Origin of the sequence: Paenibacillus sp. BR2-3 (genome assembly GCF_046529485.1) — a bacterium.
Taxonomy (GTDB): domain Bacteria; phylum Bacillota; class Bacilli; order Paenibacillales; family Paenibacillaceae; genus Paenibacillus_AQ.
The window spans coordinates 2455862-2473341 of record NZ_CP126311.1; the positions used below are offsets into that span (position 1 = coordinate 2455862).

Sequence of the window (17480 nt, forward strand, 5' to 3'; positions counted from 1 at the left end):
ATCCTTATATTTCTCCGAGAAACGGGTGCCGTCCCTATAAGGACGGCGAAGCCGTTTCTTCTTGGTAAGCAGCATAATGCTTTAAGCTGTAACAACAGCTGTTATTTCTTCATCCAGTTCCAGCTTCACCTGTTCACGATAGGCACGAATACCATATTCGCTGTATACGTAACGCAGGATGGCTTCAATCATGTTGGACTCCACCAGATATTGGTTGCGGCCCTGAATCCAGACCTCCGCCGTATAGCCGGTTTCTTCCTCCCAGCTCAGCTCGACCAGAACATCCGTAGGCTGTACATTTTTACGCTCTGCCATGTGCAGGCAAATCGCGTTAATAATCTCATCCATGCTTAGAATGGTTGTTGACATTTTAGTAGCGACCATCCTGTTCTTCAAAACGGCGGCGCTTTTGTCTGCGACGGAAGAAGGACAGAACCAGCATGACTACAAAATAGATGGCCAGCATATTTACGGCAAGCCCTAGAAAGCTTCCGAAAGCCCCCATACCGGCAAACATACTGCCAAACAGGAGTCCGGCAAGTCCGCCGATCATCAACCCTTTCATCAAGCTGCCTCCGCTGAAAAATCCGCGATTTGCTTTCGCAGCGGTGGCTGAAGTGGTACCTTTCGTGCTGTCGCTTTGCTTTACGCTATTTTGTGTTGATTTTTTGGGTGTCGTGGTAAAACTGCGGGGACTGGATTTAAAGCCGCCGCCTCGCCGTGCATCTGCGGAGTCTGGAGCACTCACAACGAAAAACAGGGTAAAGGCCATTATGATCATCGTGATGCGTTTCATGGTTTTCATGAGTAGTTAGTTCCTCCTGTGAATTGGGTTTTGTGTATATGCCCGGTAATACGCAGGATATTCAGGTTGGTTTCATTTTAACTATCATAATTAAATATATTTGAAGGTAAAAAAGAGGCGTGGATATCTTCCACGCCAAACAGCAGTTCAGAGAGATGTCATAAAACTTACGCGTACCCTTCCGAGACAAGATCAAGCGCTCCGGTAGCCGGATCGATAATCATGCCGTGGACGGGCACCCCGGGGGGGAGTAATGGGTGATGCCTGATTAGCTCCACAGTTTGAATTACCCCGTCCTCAACGTTGTCAAACCCGCGCAGCCATTTTGTAAGCTTAATTCCTGAGTTTTCCAAGGTAGACAATACCTGATCGGAAACGCCGCGATCTTTGATGGAGTTAATCATCTTTTCCGCGTTCAGGGAAGCCATGCCGCATTCGTAGTGGCCGACAACAATAACCTCGTCTGCATCCAGCTCATACAGTGCAACCATTACACTGCGCATTACGCTGCCGAAAGGCTGGGAAATAATAGCTCCGGCATTTTTAATGATTTTGACGTCACCATTCTTGAAATTCATAGCTTTGGGCAGAAGTTCGACCAAACGGGTGTCCATGCAGGTAATGATCAGCATTTTTTTGTCCGGAAACCGGCTGGTAAGATAGGCCTCATACTCTTTTTTCTCTACAAAGCTCTGATTGAACTGCAGAATTTCGGATACTTGACTCATAATATGCTTTCCCCCCTCAAAAATTTACCCAGCTGTGCTCACGTTGCAGGCAGGTGCTTGGCTAGATGGTGTGTTTGTGGTGCTGCGTATATCTCTAACAAGAACATTTTTACCATAAATCTGCGAATCACTATCAAGCTTAAAGGAAGTGAACTGCTCTTCTGTGTCCAGCCGCATTTTTTCTTCGTAAAAAATCTCCTGCTGGCGGCTGACAATAAAGGGAAGCGCTCCAGCTTCAATAGGGCGGTCCCCGGACTCCGCTTCGTTCACGAGGAGCAGAACATTAATTCCGTCACAGCCGCAGCCTTCCGTATCATAAAAGAGCTTGAAGATTCCCGGCTGATCTCCCAGCCTTTCTTTGAGCTTCTTTTCCGCAAGCGGAGTTACTTGAATGTTCATGGATGAATTCACGCTCCTACAAAGGTTGATTTCAGTTTAGAAATGTAAAGCTCTGAAGTTGATTATACGTATTTAAAAAAGTATCATCAAGAGGTGATCGAAAAACAGAGAAGGCGGGTGTCCCGGGATGGAACAACACGTAGCGGAAGAATGGGAGAAATTTAGCGGACTATTATCCAAAATGAGCGGATATTCGGAAGCCATTGGACTACTGCATTGGGATTTGCGTACAGGTGCGCCGCGCAAGGGTGCCGAGATCCGTTCCAGAACGGTCGGGATGCTGAGCGGCGAATCCTTCAGACTGGAAACCTCTCCGGAAATGGGCCAGTTTACCGAGTTTTTCAGCCGTCCGGCCATTATGAATCAGCTTACGGAAATTCAAAATAAAATCGTGAAGGATTGCCGCAAGGAGTACGAGCGCAGCAAAAGCATCCCTCCGGAAAGATACGAGGAGTACGCAATGCTGGCAGCCCATGCGGAGACGAAGTGGGAGATTGCTAAGGAGAGCAATGATTTTGCTTCCTTTGAGCCTTTTTTAAGCAAGATAGTGGAATTCAAGCAGGAATTTATCGATTACTGGGGTGTAAAGGAAACGCGGTACGACACACTGCTTGACATGTATGAGCCTGACCTGACTGTGAAAAAAGTAGATGAGGTGTTCAGCCGTCTGCGCAGCCGTCTTGTACCTCTGGTGGAAGCTATAGCAGCTTCGCCGAACAAGCCGGATACGGCGTTTCTGCAACGCATCTTTGAGAAGGAGCAGCAGGAGAAGTTCGGACTTTTTATTTTGGAGCAGATGGGTTATGACTTTGACGCCGGACGTTTGGATGAGAGTGTGCATCCTTTTGCAACAGGCCTGAATCCCGGGGATGTCCGCATCACTACCAATTACTTGCTTGATAATGTGACCAGCGCGATATTCAGCTCCCTGCACGAAGGTGGCCATGCGCTGTATGAGCAAAATATCAACAAGGAGCTCGTAGGAACTCCGTTGGCCCAGGGAGCATCGATGGGGATTCACGAATCACAGTCCAGACTGTGGGAAAATATGATTGGACGCAGCCGCCCTTTCTGGCAGCGCTATTTCGGCGATTTGCAGCAGCATTTCCCGGAGCAGCTTGTACATGTGGATGTTGAGAATTTCTACCGTGCCATTAACAGCGTATCGAATTCCTTTATACGGATTGAAGCGGATGAGTTAACCTATAATCTGCACATTATCGTCCGGTACGAGATCGAGAAGCTTATTTTTAATGAGGGGCTTTCGGTTAAGGATCTGCCTGGGGTATGGAATGCCAAATATCAGGAATATCTGGGCATCACGCCGCCTAACGATAGTCTGGGTGTACTGCAGGATGTGCATTGGTCGGGAGGAGATTTTGGTTACTTTGCTTCCTATTCGCTCGGCAATATGTATGCCGCCCAAATTCTGAATACGCTGCGCAAGGAGCTGCCGGAATTCGATGGGCTTATTGAAGCCGGTAATCTATTGCCGATCAAGGAATGGCTCACAGACAAGATTTACCGGTATGGACAAAGTCTGACGCCTTCGCAAATTATCGAGCAGGTGACGGGTGAACCGCTGAATCCGGATTACCTGGCTGATTATTTGGAAGCAAAATATACCGAGCTTTATAAATTATAGCTCATAGTTGCGCTTGGTGACGCTCTGGTAAGTGGATTGACGCCGGGGGAAGAGCTATAATAGAAGAAAAGCATCATGGAAGGATACTTGGTATGGCGAATACTCATACTTACAGCCGCAGGGAAGAAGTGGCGAATGCGATTACGCATGGAATCGGGACTGTATTAAGCGTAGCTGCACTCGTGCTGCTGATCGTCTTTGCCAGCTTGAAGGGAACGGCCTGGCATGTAGTCAGCTTCTCGATTTACGGCACGACGATGCTGCTTCTGTATTTGAATTCCACGCTGGTGCACAGCCTTAGGGAAGGCAAAGCAAAGGATTTATTCGAATTCTTCGATCATTCTGCCATTTACCTGTTCATTGCCGGCACATACACGCCTTTCTTGCTTGTGGCCATCCGGGGAACGCTGGGCTGGACCCTGTTCGGCATCATTTGGGGAATTGCCGTTTTCGGTGTTTTTTTCAAAGCCTATTTCGTCAAAAAATTTCTCTTTATGTCCACCATTTTCTATATTGCCATGGGCTGGCTGATCGTTATCGCCTGGAATCCGTTGTCTGCTGCGGTTGCGGACGGGGGGATGACCCTCTTGATGGCGGGCGGCATCCTATACACGCTTGGAACGGTTTTTTATGTATGGAGAGGCTTCCCGTACCATCATGCGATTTGGCATATGTTTGTGCTTGCCGGAAGTGTCACACACTTCTTCGCAGTCCTGATCTATCTGCTGCCAATCCGTTGATTCAGGCGGATATTTCAGCGAAAATTATAGAAATAGAACAAAGAAAAAGATGACAAGCAAAAACGCTTGACATCTTTCTTTGTTTTCGGTATTATAAGGGACGTTGTAACGCTGTAAAGTGTTTTTCCTTGACGAAGGGAGTGCCCTTGATGAGTCAGGACGATAAGCTGGAGAAAACGAACCGAATCAATCTGCTGTTTGCTTTTTACGAAAGATTGCTTACCGATAAGCAGCAGACGTTCCTTAAATATTATTTCCATGATGATTTCTCCCTGGGGGAAATCGCCGCCGAGTTCGAAATCAGCCGCCAGGCTGTCTACGAGCATATCAAACGGGCGGAGCAGGTGCTGGAGAACTACGAAGACAAGCTTGGTTTACTTGGCAAACATGAGAGTCGTAATCAATATTTAGAAGAATTGCGCAGACTCCCGGAAATCGGGCTGCTGCCGGAACAATATCAATTGCGGTTCGCGGAAATCGTGGATCGTTTGCAGAGCTTGGAGTAATGCGAAAGGAGGCAGCAGCATATGGCGTTTGAAGGTTTATCCGGAAGATTACAGAATGTGTTCAGCAAGCTGCGCGGTAAAGGCAAAGTTTCCGAGGATGATGTAAACGAAGCTATGCGCGAAGTCAGGCTGGCCTTGCTGGAAGCAGACGTTAACTTCAAAGTGGTTAAGGATTTCGTTTCCAAGGTGAAGGAGAAAGCCATCGGCAAGGAAGTGATGAACAGCTTCACTCCCGGCATGGTCATTATTGATATCGTCAATAAGGAATTGACGGAACTCATGGGTGGCAGCCAAGCCAAGCTGGCAAAGTCGAACAAGCCGCCGACTGTGATTATGATGGCGGGTCTGCAGGGTGCGGGTAAGACGACAACCTCAGCGAAGCTGGCAAAGCTGCTGCAAAAGGGAAACCACCGGCCGCTGCTTGTGGCAGGGGATATTTACCGTCCGGCTGCAATCAAACAGCTGCAGGTGCTGGGAGAACAGATTAAGGTTCCGGTATTCTCGCTGGGCGACCAGAACAGCCCTGTGGAAATTGCCAGACAAGGTCTGCAGCATGCGAAAGACAACGGTCTTGATTATGTAATCATTGATACCGCAGGCCGCCTTCATATTGATGAAGAGCTGATGGAAGAACTGAAGCAGATTCACACCGTAGTGAAGCCTGATGAAGTTCTGCTGGTTGTGGATGCCATGACCGGACAGGATGCCGTAAACGTTGCCGACAGCTTCAACAAACAGCTCGAGCTTACAGGTGTTGTGCTGACGAAGCTGGATGGTGATACCCGTGGCGGTGCTGCTTTGTCCGTCAAAGCCGTTACCGGCTGTCCGATTAAATTCGTCGCTCTCGGCGAGAAAATCGACGCTTTGGAGCCTTTCCATCCGGAACGGATGGCCTCGCGGATTCTGGGAATGGGCGACATGCTGTCCCTGATCGAGAAAGCCCAATCTAACATTGATGCGGACAAAGCGAAGGAAATGGAACGTAAGATGCGCAATGCGGAATTTACGTTCGATGACTTCCTGGAGCAGATGGATCAGGTGAAGAAGCTTGGCCCGATCGACCAGATTCTCGAAATGCTCCCCGGCATGAACAAAGCCAAGGGCATGAAGGACTTGAAGGTCGACGACAAGCAAATGGGACGCGTTGAAGCCATTGTCCATTCCATGACCAAGGCTGAGAAACAAAAGCCTGAGATCATCAATCTCAACCGCCGCAAGCGTATCGCTACAGGCAGCGGCACCTCGGTTGCTGAAGTAAACCGTCTCATCAAGCAGTTCGATGAGATGCGCAAGATGATGAAGCAGTTCTCCGGCATGATGGGCGGCGGAGGCAAAGGCGCCAAGAACGCCATGAAACAGCTCAAAGGCATGGGCGGCAAAGGTATGAAATTCCCTTTCCGTTAATAGATGGTTTTTACCCGATTATCCATTGTACAACATAGGATTAATCCTTAGGTTTAGGTTTTAGGTTTAGGTTTTTCTAGATACCGCATAAAGTCCAGCGTGTCCCGCCAGGGACGAAAGCGATCACCCCTCAACCATTTCCAGGTACCGCCATTCTGACTCCATCCGCCAACATCTTTTGTTGCGGGTGTCCAGAGGGTGCAACCCTTGGGGCCCTCCCTTGGAAGGGAGGGTTTGGGTGGGATCGATATTCTTTTAAGGAGGTGAATTTCGTGGCAGTACGTATTCGTTTGAAACGCATGGGTGCACATAAAGCGCCTTTCTATCGTGTAGTGGTTTCTGATTCCCGGTCCCCTCGTGACGGTCGTTTTATCGAGGAAATTGGTTATTATAATCCGATTGAACAACCGGCAGTAGTTAAGATCGATGAAGAGAAAGCTCTTAAATGGCTTCAGACAGGTGCACAAGCATCTGACACCGTCCGCAATCTGCTTTCCAAAGCAGGCGTGATGAAGAAGTTCCATGAGCTTAGACAACAGAAATAATGACTGAATGCGAGGGTCCTCTATGGAAGAATTAGTTGGAGTAATTGCTAAGGCTTTAGTGGATCATCCAGAAGATGTGACGGTACGGATCGTAGAGAAGGATCACCTGATTGTATATGAGCTGTCCGTACATCCTGATGATGTGGGGAAGGTCATTGGCAAGCAGGGCCGGATCGCCAAAGCGCTGCGTACAGTAGTCACATCGGCAGCAGTCAAGAGCGATAAACGCGTAACGGTAGATATTTTATCTTAAGTAGATCGCACAATGAGGGGCTAGGGATAGTATATCCCGGCTCCTTTTTGTTCTATGATATAGAAGTAAGCGGGATTCATGTAATGTTGCTAAAGGAGAGGATCACATGACGGAGGATTTATTAACGGTAGGCAGACTGGTGAATACGCATGGTATTCGCGGAGAAGTGAAAATTTTATCTTATTCCGACTTTCCTGATGTGCGGTTTGCAGCAGGTAAGAAGCTGATTGTTATTCCTGAGAATGGAAACAGTACCTTTGAGGTCATCGTGGAATCCGCACGTGAGCATAAAGGGATGTTCATTACCAAGCTGAAGGGATATAACGATATCAACCAGGTGGAAAAATATAAAGGCAGTCTGCTCAAGGTGCCCAGCAGTGATTTGGTTGAGCTGCCGGCTAACGAATATTATTTCCACCAAATTATTGGCTGCGAGGTTTATACGGATGAGCCTGAATCAGGACTTCTGGGTACAATTACGGAGATTCTGACCCCGGGGGCCAATCATGTATGGGTGGTTAAGCCTGCAAAAGGGCAGGATATCCTTATTCCTGTTATTGATGATGTGGTGCTGGATGTGGATGTCCAGGCCAAACGTGTGACGATTCACTTAATGGAAGGGCTGCTGTCATGATAAGAATTGATGTGCTTACGCTGTTTCCTGAGATGTGTGAAGGCGTATTTGGCACAAGTATTCTTGGCAAAGCCCGTGATAAAGGTATTGTGTCCTTAAATGCTGTTAATTTCCGTGATTTCTCGGGCAATAAGCACAACACTGTGGATGATACTCCTTATGGCGGAGGGGGAGGGATGGTCTTGAAGCCTGATCCGATCTTCGCGGCTGTCGAGCACCTCTTGTCTCCTGTTCCTGCTGAAGAAGCCGCTAAACCGCGTATTATCCTGATGTGTCCGCAAGGCCAAACCTACAACCAGCATATTGCTGAAGAGTTGGCGCAGGAGCAGCATCTTATTTTTATCTGCGGACATTATGAAGGTTATGACGAACGCATTCGGGAGCATCTGGTGACGGACGAGCTGTCCATCGGTGATTATGTGCTTACCGGAGGCGAGCTTCCGGCGCTGACAGTAATTGATTCCGTGGTTCGTCTGCAGCCGGGAGCACTTGGCAATGAGACTTCGGCAGTGACGGATTCCTTCAGTACGGGCCTGCTAGAGTATCCGCACTATACGCGTCCTGCGGAGTTCCGCGGCTGGAAGGTGCCGGATATGCTGCTAAGCGGACATCATGCCAACATCGAACTGTGGCGGCGTGAGCAGGCGCTGCAGCGTACTTTGGAGCGCAGACCTGATCTGCTGGATACAGCAGAGTTGACGCCAAAGGACAAGCAGATCCTGGAGCGGCTTAAAAGGGATAACCATTAATATAACAGTCCTGCATACGAACACCTTATTAACGGAAATTACGTAAATAGGGTGTTTTTGTTATGTCCAGAAACACTTTTGAACTTATATATTATGAACTAAAGAATTAAACAGAAGATGAGCAGCGTGAAAAAGTAATGGAGGGGAATTTTGGAACTGTAGGAGCGATAGCGACCGCCTTTGTCCCCGGATATCACCAAACATCTTTTGCCGGAATCATTAGTTCACTTTATATAGTGGAAAATAATTTTTTGAGATTAGTCATCAAACCGATTACGTCGGCATATACTGATAAAGTGCGTTACCGGGGTGTTTTGTGGGTAATATATAATGCAGACGGGAGAAAGCAAACAGATGGAGCAGCAGTATGATAAACGAAAGGAATGAATTGGAGTGACTACGAAAACGCATGAAGAATTCAAGCAGGACGTGGACGCTGTCCAAAAGGAAGCGGAGCAGCTCCGCACGGTGAGCGATATTATCGATTTTTATAAAAAATCGAAAGCCTTGACCCGAAATTCCTTATGAAAAGCGAAAATGAATAAGAAATAACCACATAGTAAAACAATAAAACCATTAAAGACAGGTGAACATTTGCGTTCGCTGCTTTAATGGTTTTATTTGTAACGTAGCCATGGAACTCATGAAAAAGTAAATGAAAAAGACCGTCCGAAGACGGTCTCTCTACCCGGGGCGCTATTTAAAGCTGTAAAGCCTTGATCCGTATCCCGCGCCACCAATGCCAGTTGATTAGCGATTGGTTCGGGTAAGGGATACGTTCAACATGTCATGCTTGATGTGAACGCACCTCCTTTCCTTGTGCCAAGAGTATAGCACAGCTATTTTAAAATATCCATAAAATTTTAGAAAAAATCAGAAGGATGCTAGATTTAATTTCATATACTTATTTGTTAATTGTAATTGAACCGACGGAGGAGAACAGGGAGAGCAGCGGCCCACCGCCGTTAATTATACTTTTACCGCCGGGTGCACCCGTGATGGCTCCGAGTTCACTCTTTGTTTCAAGGCTGCATTTCAGGGAATCATCCAGAACAGCGGTCAGGCCGCCGATATCGGTTTTGGCCTTAAGACTGCTGTCAGCACTCATACCGGCTATTTCCAGATGAATGCTGCCCGTATTTGTCTCCACTGTGGATTTTCCCGTAACCTCAGCACCTGAAATATTTACAGCTCCTATATTGCTGACAATGCGGTACGTCCCTTTCAAATCACGAAGGTTAACTTCCCCGACATTATTGGTAATTTGAAACGTATCAACACCGTCCGGAACTTCAATAACATAATCAACGCTGAAATCCGAGTAATCGACTTTATCCTGAGCCCAGCTCCAGATATCCTTTTGTGGATCATCTTTGGCATACGTGGATACCTTCACTTCGTCTCCAGCAATCTGGATGGACACCTCGGCATTATCCAAGATTTGTTGGCGGTCATCTTCATGAGAGGGGTTGTTCTTAAACCAGAGAGTGGCGTTTACGGTCATCTGATTGCCGGATGCGGGTAAAACCTTGATTTCCCCCACGGGATTGTCTATATCCAGAACCGATGAGGAGCCGATCTCCTCGGACACGGACAGCTGCTCGCTTACTCCCTTGGATTTGACACTTTCGGTTACCTGGTCTACTGCGTTCTCAACATTTTGCTCAATATTCGCTGTTGCTTCGCCAATTTTTTGCTGCAATGCTGCACCAAAATCCTGTTGTACCACTTCTTCTGCAGTGTTCTGTCCCGGGTTGGAATCCGCCTTGCCCGGCAGCTCTGTACAGCCTACCAGGAGCACCATAGATAACACCACTGCAGCCAACACCGGCTTATAATTATTTCTCATTCATAAATCCCCCTTAATATTTAGTTGAGCTTATAGTAATTGTAGAAAATGGCTTATGTACTTCCATCATTATACATTATGGGAAATTATTCAAAAAGAGGCTGCAGACGGGTTATAATACTGGACCTGAGACCAGTAGGATTCTGGAAATTAACGAGGATGCGTCAACGTGTAAAGAGTTGTGCAACAAAATAGCTTGTCCTGTAAAAAAGGCGTATCTTATAATAGTGAGTATATTTATATGCCGCTAGAGAGAGGGTATGGCAGAATGCGATACGTCGCAGTTATAGTTATATTGTTGGTATTGGCGTTTGTTTATTTTATTGTTCGCAGCCGGAACAGGAGTGCAGCTAACCCACGGGTCTCCACCAGTAATGTTATTCCCATAGACAGGAATCATAAAACCAAGAGTAAAAGCGGGGAACAACCATGCTCCTACTGCAAAAAGAAGAACGGCAAGCTGATTTTCTACGCACAGGATAATGGAACGGTAGTTGGTTTATGCAAGGATTGCCGGGGCAAGGCCAAGAAGCGGGACATGCTTCCCTTATAGTAGATATTAATTTACTAGTTGTATTGGAATGGCTGATATGGTATTATTATTTCTGTTGTGTGGAATACGGTGGTCCGCTGCGGATAATGAAGGAGAGCACAGTTCTCTCCGGAAGAAGCAAGAACACCTGTACGGAAGGAGGAAGTCCTTAATGAATATCCTACAAGCTATTACGCAAGAGCAACTTCGCAGCGATCTCCCGAGTTTTCGCCCGGGTGACACTCTGAAGGTGCACGTAAAAGTTATCGAGGGAACTCGTGAGCGTATCCAGTTGTTCGAAGGCGTTGTAATCAAACGTCGTGGCGGTGGAATCAGTGAGACTTTTACGGTTCGTAAAATTTCTTACGGTGTTGGTGTGGAAAGAACATTCCCGCTGAACTCGCCTAAAATCGAAAAAATCGAAGTGGCTCGCCATGGTAAAGTCCGTCGTGCGAAGCTTTACTATCTTCGTGAACTACGCGGTAAAGCAGCAAGAATTAAAGAAATCCGTCGCTAGAATAGTGACAAAAAGGAAGGGGCTTGAGTTCAAGCCCCTTTCGTTTTATCAAAATATAAGAAATTACTATTCATATAGTCGCTGGGGAACGGCTTCTCCAAAAAGGCCTTCTGAAGGAGTATCTGCGGAGGGGTTTTTGGCGGAAGTTTTTTTGTGTTAAATTGTAAGAACAGCATACAGAGAGGACGGTGAACCATGCAGCAGGATTTGCAGCAGGGACAAGGTGAGAGTGGAGAATCAAGCCAGCAACAGCCTCCCAAGCAGAAAAATGAAGTATTGGAATGGATCAAGGCTATTGCAATTGCCTTAGTGCTGGTCATTCTGATTCGCTGGCTTTTGTTCAAACCGTTTATTGTGGACGGGCCTTCCATGAAACCTAATTTCCATACAGGAGAACGGGTCATTGTGAATGAGATTTTATACGATATCAGACCTCCGCAGCGGGGAGAGGTGATCGTATTCCATGTTCCTTCAGAGGGCAAGGACTTCATTAAACGTGTAATTGCTGTAGCCGGGGATACGGTAAAAGTAGAAGGGGATGTCGTTACGGTTAACGGCGAGCCGGTGAACGAAACTTATATTCAAGGGGCTATCGATGACGCGCATAATAATAACACTCTGTACAATAATAAGAACTTCCCTAACGAAGACTTTACCGATACTACTGTGCCGGAAGGGCATGTATTCGCAATGGGTGACAACCGCTCGGATAGCAGAGATAGCCGGATGATCGGTTATGTACCGCTGGGTGATATTGTCGGCCGGGCGGATATAATCTTCTGGCCGGTAAAAGATATTGAACTGATTAACCATTAATGGATAGAAGTCAAAGGAGGTGTCGGCAATGGCCATTCAATGGTTTCCTGGTCATATGACGAAAGCCAGACGGCAAATCGAGGCGAAGCTGAAGCTGATTGACGTTGCCATAGAACTGCTCGATTCCCGTCTTCCGCTTTCCAGCCGCAATCCGATGATTGACGATATTTTGCGGGATAAGCCGAGGCTTATTATTTTGAACAAATCAGATTTAGCTGATCCGGAAGCAACGCGGAAGTGGCTCGCCTATTTTAAGGAGGAAGGTCATATCGCACATCCCGTGGATGCTTCCACTGGAACGGGGATTAAGGAAATTCCAGAGCAGGTCAAGCTGCTGCTTAAGGAAAAGATCGACCGCCAAATTGCCAAAGGCATGAATCCACGGGCAATGCGTGCTCTGATCGTCGGTATCCCGAACGTAGGGAAATCTACATTGATTAACAAAATGGCCGGAAGGCATATTGCTGCGGTCGGTGACCGTCCTGGGGTAACCAAGGGTCAACAGTGGATTAAGACGGGCGGGGATTTGGAGCTGCTGGATACCCCGGGTATTTTGTGGCCGAAGTTCGAGGATCAAGAGGTTGGTTACCGTCTGGCGGTAACGGGAGCCATCAAAGAGGAAATCCTCAATGTTGAGGATATTGCTTTTTACGCGGTGAAATATTTGGTGAAGGATTACGGATCGAGATTCAAGGAGCGCTTCGGAATAGACAAGCTCCCTGAGGATCTGGAGAATCCGGATGAGATCGTGGCCGTTATGGAAGCCATTGGACGTAAGCGCGGCTGTCTGATCAGCGGGGGACGGGTGGATCTGGAGAAGGCTTCCCGCACACTGCTGCATGAGCTGCGCGACGGCAAGCTGGGCCGCTTTACACTGGAGACCCCTTAAGCAGGCGGTATCCGGTACATAAGGTTAGTGTAAGGATAGAAGAGGCAGCCGGAAACGGTTGGCTCTTTTTTGGCTTTTTTTGGACAAATGTTGTAAGTATAAAGAGGGATGACCTCGTAAGCTTTACTATGTTAAGCTGATTCATAAGGATTGCGTAGAAATCATAAGTGGCGGTGAATGAAAGTTGAGTACGATTGATATGCTTTTATACGAGAAAAAGGGCTGGGAACAATCCTATCGCCGAATTGCAGGTGTTGATGAGGTAGGGAGAGGTTGTCTGTTTGGGGATGTGGTAGCGGCGGCCGTCATTTTGCCGGAGGGTCTAATTATTGAAGGGGTGGACGATTCCAAGAAGCTGACCGCCAAGAAGCGGGACAGCCTGTTCGAGATGATTATGGAGCAGGCGCTGGCGGTTAGCGTGGGTTATGTGGATTCCGATGTTATTGATGAGATTAATATTAAGCAGGCTTCCCGTCTGGCTATGAAAAAAGCAGTGGAAGGCTTGATTCAAACGCCGGACTATATGCTGATCGATGCTGAAAAGGTGGATTTACCCCTGCCGCAGCAGGCTATTATTAAAGGGGATGCGAACAGCCAGTCGATTGCCGCTGCCTCTATTGTGGCTAAAGTAACCAGGGACAGGCTCTGTGAGGGGTTGTGGGAGGAATTATATCCGGATTACGGAATTGCGATACATAAGGGTTATGCGACCAAATTGCACCGGGAACAAATTACGGCTTTGGGCCCGACCCCGATGCACCGGCGCAGCTTTCTCGGGAGAATACTGGCGGAGCAGCAGACGCTTTTTTAGCATAAGCGCTGAAATCCGGGCGTAGCGTTGTTCTCTTGTTAAATGAGATGAATTTGCCGATAAAGATTAAATGATGGAAGAACTGAAATGATAATGAGAAGTAAAAGATAACAGAAGGGAGGGGTGCTGTATGAACATCGGATCACTGATACGGGGACTGCTCGGAGACAGCAAGGCGGGAGAACCGAAATCTTTGGAATTAAAAGAGGGACAAATCGTACGCGGTGTCGTTCTGAGTGTATCGGATTCGGGCAAGGAAGCGGTTGTGCAGATTCAGGGCACCCCCGTGCGTGCAGAATTGGAAACACCGCTGCAGGCGGGGCAAACGGTGAATCTGCAGGTATCACCTCCTGCTGAAGGCGGTCTGCCAGTTCTAAAGCCGGTCCCTCTCGGTGAAGCTGCGCTAGTCTCCCCGCAAAGTATGGGAGAGGCTCTGGAGACGCTTGGTCTTACGGATGCCAAGGCGGGTCGTGAAATTGTTCAGGCAATGCAGTCCGCTGGATTGGCGCTAACCAAAGAAACAGCTGCGAAGCTGAATGCAGTTATGAATGCTAAGCCTCCCGGCGTGCCGGCAGAGCAATGGCTTGAAGCAGCAGTAATCTCGGCAAAGCGAGGGCTGCCGGTTACAGCCGAGAGTGTAAGAGGATTACAGCAGGCTGTTTTTGGTCCCCAGCTGCATCAGCTGTTGTCAGCTTTGGAGGAACAATTGAGCCTTTGGGCAGGACAAAAGGACGGAAAAAGCGGAGCGGCCGTAACGGGTGACATGCCCCATACTTCTTCTTCTGGAATGGCATTGTCAAACGGGGCAGCAGGTAATCCGCTGAAAGCGGAGAGCGTTGGGAATACGGCGGCACTAGCTGCAGGAAAAGATGTGGAAACACCTGACAATCCTTCTGGAAAAATACCCCTGAACGTGGTTAAAGAAGGCATATATGAAGAAAGTACGGACGGAGGGCGGAATGCGGTTCCCGGAATCCGTTCCGGAGCGGATGGAACGGCCGCAGCATCAGGGACTGCAGCTGCTCATGGTGCAGGCGGTATTGAGGATGCAGCAAAAGGTGCTGGGGATGAAAGTGGCAATGCTGTCAATGCAAAAGTCGCTGGGGATACAGGTGGCCCTGGAGGCGCAGCTAGAGGTGCTGGGGATGCAAGTAGCGCTGGAGGTGGAACTAGAGGTGCTGGGGATGCTGGAAGCGCTGGTGACGCAGCCAGAGGCGTTGGGGACGCAAGTGGGAGTGAAGGCGCAGCTAGAAGAGCTGGTGATACAGGTGGAGATGCGGGAGTAGCTAAAGGGGCAAATGATGCAGGTGGCACTGGAGGTGCAGTTAGAGGCGCTGGGAGTGAAGGTGCAGCTAGAAGAGCTGGTGATACAGGTGGAGATGCGGGAGTAGCTAAAGGAGCAAATGATGCAGGTGGCACTGGTGGCTTAGCTACAAGCGCTGGGGGTGCAGGTGGCAGTGAAGGCGCAGCAGCAACAGAAGCTGGCGAGGGAGATGGGACTGGAAGCGTAGCTAGAGGCGCTGCGGGCGCAGGGAGTGCTGAAGGCGTTGCGGGTGCAGCCAATGCTGCTGCACCTTCCGGCTCTGCCCTGCTCGCGAAGCTGCAGGGCGTTCTGGCCGAGCTGCGCGGCAGTCTGCCGCAGCTCGCCGCCGTCCCGCCCGCTGACGCGGCGGGACAAGACCCGGCCCCCGGCGCGGGTGTGCCGCGCGGGGACAACCCTGCAGCGGCTGCGCAGCCGCTGCAGGGGGCACCCGCTCCCCACGACATGGAGTCGTGGGTGGGGCGGGTGCTGAAGCTGCTCGGTGCGGAGCACGAGCAGCACGCAGTGCGCGGCGGCGCGGGCAACGCCGCCGCTTCGGTCGGCGCCGGCGAAAGCGCCGACACGCTGAAGGGCGTGCTGCTGCAGGCTCTGGGCAGCAGCGAGGTCCCGCCGGCGCTCAAGGAAGCCGCCGGCCAGCTGGTGCAGCACATGACCGGCCAGCAGCTGCTGCTGAATACGGACCGGACGGCTCCTTTTGCCCAGGTGACCCTGTTCCTGCCGCTGAAAGGCCCGGATGGAGAAGAAACGGCATCGGTGCATATCCAGTCCAGACGGGGACGCAAGGGAGAACTGGATGCGGCGAACTGCCGCCTGTGGTTCGATCTGCAAATGAAGCAGCTGGGTCAGACCCTTGTCGATGTCCAGGTTGTCGATCATATCGTTAGTCTGAAGCTGCATAATAATGATCCCTGGGTCTTGGAGCTGCTGGAGGATCGGCGAGATGAGATCAAGACATCCGTAGAATCCATTGGTTATCAGCTGTCAGGTCTGCGAACGGAGCCGCTTCCGGTGCAAAAACCGGCAGAGTCCGATAAAAGCCCCGGTAAGTTGGTCGATTTTGTGCCCGATTCCTATAAAGGGGTGGATTATCGGATATGAAGGAGCAGTCTGACGAAGTTTCACAAAGACTCAAAAAAGCGGTAGCCCTCAAATACACCCCCGGTCAGTCAGAAGCTCCAGTCGTTGTGGCTAAAGGCCAAGGTGCTGTGGCGGATGCTATTCTGCAAAAAGCCAAAGAGAACGGTGTGGCTGTTCAGGAGGATGCCGCTTTGGTTGAGGTGCTGTCGAAGCTGGATCTGGATCAGCAGATTCCGGCAGAGCTGTACCAGCTTGTGGCCGAAGTGCTGAGCTATGTGTATCAGAGTGACCGGGCGGCAGTGGCGCGGAGGCGGGAATGAACAAATATTACTCCGGAGAAAGATTTAACCGTAAACAAAAGGGACACGCTGCTGAAGAAGCTGCCGTGCAATATTTGTCCTCCATGGGGTATGGAATCCTTGAACGCAATTGGCGCTGCCGCAGCGGAGAGATTGATATTATTGCCTTGGAACGGGATCGTCTTGTTTTTGTGGAAGTGCGCAGCCGCAGCAACAGCCTCATGCAGGGAACCCCGGAAGAATCGGTCGATGCCCGCAAAATACAGCAAGTCCGCAGCACGGCGGAATTTTATCTGCATTTGAAACGACAGAGTGATCGTCCGCTATCCTTTGAAGTCATCAGTGTAATATTGAACAGTGATTTAAGCGTGGTTTCACTGAACCATATTCGGGAAGCCTTTTGAGTGATTTTGCCTCCTTTTTACGTTGAATAAGCATTATCTATAATAGAAGTCTCTATGGAGCGTCTGCACTATGGGTCATATGCGAAAGGAAATGGGTAAAAACATAGTGTACCTTTTTAAAGCCATGTAGAGGAGGGCTGTCCGAATGAACAAACAGCCATTAGAAATACAGGTGAGCTTTGCATGCCACCAGTGCGAAGGGAAAATTGAAGCGGTTTTCAGCAGGGAGCCTGTGTCGGTTGTCAGCTGTCCGCAATGCCATAATCCATTTACCATCATGCGGCCGACAGTTGCCGAAGAAATATTGATTGATTGGGAAAATGAAGCTTTGTTTCAAAAAATCAGGGCGGATAAGACGCAGAACAGCAACAGCAGTCTGATGGCGCTGGTTATCAAAGTAGTTGATCTCTTAACCTGGCGCGATAAAGGAGATGGTCAGGTTGAGGCCATCAGGGCTATGCGGGAATGGCTCATAGAGAATGAAGGAGCGCCGCCGATTGCGGAACTTATAAATATGGAGGATAAACATCGGCGGTTTTACAAGCGTGATTAAGGAA

The 17480-nt window shown here is 49.1% G+C and carries 23 protein-coding genes; 18 read left to right on the forward strand and 5 right to left on the reverse strand.

Features of this window, described 5'->3' with window-relative positions; all coding sequences use genetic code 11:
* Positions 1 to 81: 81 nt before the first annotated feature.
* The 4 genes from PaeBR_RS11695 to PaeBR_RS11710 form a co-directional block, all read right to left on the reverse strand.
* On the reverse strand, positions 82 to 384 hold the full coding sequence (locus PaeBR_RS11695) for a YxcD family protein (RefSeq protein ID WP_410514972.1): 303 nt from the start codon (positions 382 to 384) through the stop codon (positions 82 to 84).
* On the reverse strand, positions 371 to 805 hold the full coding sequence (locus PaeBR_RS11700) for a hypothetical protein (protein WP_410514973.1): 435 nt from the start codon (positions 803 to 805) through the stop codon (positions 371 to 373). Before PaeBR_RS11700 ends, PaeBR_RS11695 begins: the two co-directional genes overlap by 14 nt.
* 167 nt (positions 806 to 972) lie before the next feature.
* Complete coding sequence (locus tag PaeBR_RS11705) at positions 973 to 1533, reverse strand: beta-class carbonic anhydrase (RefSeq protein WP_410514974.1); 561 nt, start codon at positions 1531 to 1533, stop codon at positions 973 to 975.
* 24 nt (positions 1534 to 1557) lie between these two features.
* Positions 1558 to 1932, reverse strand: coding sequence for an iron-sulfur cluster biosynthesis family protein (locus tag PaeBR_RS11710; protein WP_410514975.1), 375 nt, complete (start codon positions 1930 to 1932; stop codon positions 1558 to 1560).
* 127 nt (positions 1933 to 2059) lie between these two features.
* Here PaeBR_RS11710 and PaeBR_RS11715 point away from each other — a divergent pair, with 127 nt between their 5' ends.
* The 9 genes from PaeBR_RS11715 (at position 2060) to PaeBR_RS11755 (ending at position 8936) form a co-directional block, all read left to right on the forward strand.
* On the forward strand, positions 2060 to 3577 hold the full coding sequence (locus PaeBR_RS11715) for a carboxypeptidase M32 (RefSeq protein WP_410514976.1): 1518 nt from the start codon (positions 2060 to 2062) through the stop codon (positions 3575 to 3577).
* A 92-nt stretch (positions 3578 to 3669) separates the two neighbouring features.
* Positions 3670 to 4317, forward strand: coding sequence for a PAQR family membrane homeostasis protein TrhA (gene trhA, locus PaeBR_RS11720; RefSeq protein WP_410514977.1), 648 nt, complete (start codon positions 3670 to 3672; stop codon positions 4315 to 4317).
* Between the two features lie 149 nt (positions 4318 to 4466).
* The gene (ylxM, locus tag PaeBR_RS11725; protein ID WP_410514978.1) at positions 4467 to 4823 is read left to right on the forward strand and encodes a YlxM family DNA-binding protein; all 357 of its coding nucleotides are present in this window, start codon (positions 4467 to 4469) and stop codon (positions 4821 to 4823) included.
* A gap of 21 nt (positions 4824 to 4844) precedes the next feature.
* The gene (gene ffh, locus PaeBR_RS11730; protein ID WP_410514979.1) at positions 4845 to 6227 is read left to right on the forward strand and encodes a signal recognition particle protein; all 1383 of its coding nucleotides are present in this window, start codon (positions 4845 to 4847) and stop codon (positions 6225 to 6227) included.
* A 272-nt stretch (positions 6228 to 6499) separates the two neighbouring features.
* Positions 6500 to 6772, forward strand: coding sequence for a 30S ribosomal protein S16 (gene rpsP, locus PaeBR_RS11735; RefSeq protein ID WP_036656710.1), 273 nt, complete (start codon positions 6500 to 6502; stop codon positions 6770 to 6772).
* A gap of 22 nt (positions 6773 to 6794) precedes the next feature.
* On the forward strand, positions 6795 to 7025 hold the full coding sequence (locus PaeBR_RS11740) for a KH domain-containing protein (protein WP_379464401.1): 231 nt from the start codon (positions 6795 to 6797) through the stop codon (positions 7023 to 7025).
* A 106-nt stretch (positions 7026 to 7131) separates the two neighbouring features.
* Complete coding sequence (rimM, locus tag PaeBR_RS11745) at positions 7132 to 7659, forward strand: ribosome maturation factor RimM (protein WP_410514980.1); 528 nt, start codon at positions 7132 to 7134, stop codon at positions 7657 to 7659.
* A complete protein-coding gene (gene trmD, locus PaeBR_RS11750; protein ID WP_410515157.1) occupies positions 7659 to 8408 on the forward strand; it encodes a tRNA (guanosine(37)-N1)-methyltransferase TrmD in 750 nt (249 codons plus the stop codon). Before rimM ends, trmD begins: the two co-directional genes overlap by 1 nt.
* Positions 8409 to 8801: 393 nt before the next feature.
* Positions 8802 to 8936 (forward strand): hypothetical protein, encoded by a 135-nt coding sequence (locus PaeBR_RS11755; protein ID WP_410514981.1) that lies wholly within the window; start codon positions 8802 to 8804, stop codon positions 8934 to 8936.
* Between the two features lie 376 nt (positions 8937 to 9312).
* Here PaeBR_RS11755 and PaeBR_RS11760 read toward each other — a convergent pair whose 3' ends face one another.
* A complete protein-coding gene (locus PaeBR_RS11760; protein WP_410514982.1) occupies positions 9313 to 10257 on the reverse strand; it encodes a hypothetical protein in 945 nt (314 codons plus the stop codon).
* 268 nt (positions 10258 to 10525) lie between these two features.
* On the opposite strand from PaeBR_RS11760, the gene PaeBR_RS11765 reads away from it, so the two are divergent.
* The 9 genes from PaeBR_RS11765 to PaeBR_RS11805 all read left to right on the forward strand — a co-directional run bounded on the left by PaeBR_RS11765 (position 10526) and on the right by PaeBR_RS11805 (position 17476).
* A complete protein-coding gene (locus PaeBR_RS11765) occupies positions 10526 to 10810 on the forward strand; it encodes a hypothetical protein (protein ID WP_410514983.1) in 285 nt (94 codons plus the stop codon).
* Positions 10811 to 10961: 151 nt separating this feature from the next.
* The gene (gene rplS / locus PaeBR_RS11770; RefSeq protein ID WP_410514984.1) at positions 10962 to 11306 is read left to right on the forward strand and encodes a 50S ribosomal protein L19; all 345 of its coding nucleotides are present in this window, start codon (positions 10962 to 10964) and stop codon (positions 11304 to 11306) included.
* Between the two features lie 195 nt (positions 11307 to 11501).
* The gene (gene lepB / locus PaeBR_RS11775; RefSeq protein ID WP_410514985.1) at positions 11502 to 12122 is read left to right on the forward strand and encodes a signal peptidase I; all 621 of its coding nucleotides are present in this window, start codon (positions 11502 to 11504) and stop codon (positions 12120 to 12122) included.
* Between the two features lie 28 nt (positions 12123 to 12150).
* Positions 12151 to 13011 carry a ribosome biogenesis GTPase YlqF gene (gene ylqF / locus PaeBR_RS11780; protein WP_410514986.1) on the forward strand — a complete coding sequence of 287 codons (861 nt, stop codon included), beginning with the start codon at positions 12151 to 12153 and terminating at the stop codon, positions 13009 to 13011.
* A gap of 199 nt (positions 13012 to 13210) precedes the next feature.
* Positions 13211 to 13822, forward strand: coding sequence for a ribonuclease HII (locus tag PaeBR_RS11785; RefSeq protein ID WP_410515158.1), 612 nt, complete (start codon positions 13211 to 13213; stop codon positions 13820 to 13822).
* 130 nt (positions 13823 to 13952) lie between these two features.
* Positions 13953 to 16241, forward strand: coding sequence for a hypothetical protein (locus tag PaeBR_RS11790; RefSeq protein WP_410514987.1), 2289 nt, complete (start codon positions 13953 to 13955; stop codon positions 16239 to 16241).
* Entirely contained in the window at positions 16238 to 16540 is a 303-nt protein-coding gene (locus PaeBR_RS11795) for an EscU/YscU/HrcU family type III secretion system export apparatus switch protein (protein WP_410514988.1), read from the forward strand. Before PaeBR_RS11790 ends, PaeBR_RS11795 begins: the two co-directional genes overlap by 4 nt.
* Positions 16537 to 16923 carry a YraN family protein gene (locus PaeBR_RS11800; protein WP_410514989.1) on the forward strand — a complete coding sequence of 129 codons (387 nt, stop codon included), beginning with the start codon at positions 16537 to 16539 and terminating at the stop codon, positions 16921 to 16923. The genes PaeBR_RS11795 and PaeBR_RS11800 overlap by 4 nt, the downstream gene beginning before the upstream one ends.
* Positions 16924 to 17068: 145 nt before the next feature.
* Positions 17069 to 17476, forward strand: coding sequence for a hypothetical protein (locus tag PaeBR_RS11805; protein ID WP_410514990.1), 408 nt, complete (start codon positions 17069 to 17071; stop codon positions 17474 to 17476).
* Positions 17477 to 17480: the final 4 nt, after the last annotated feature.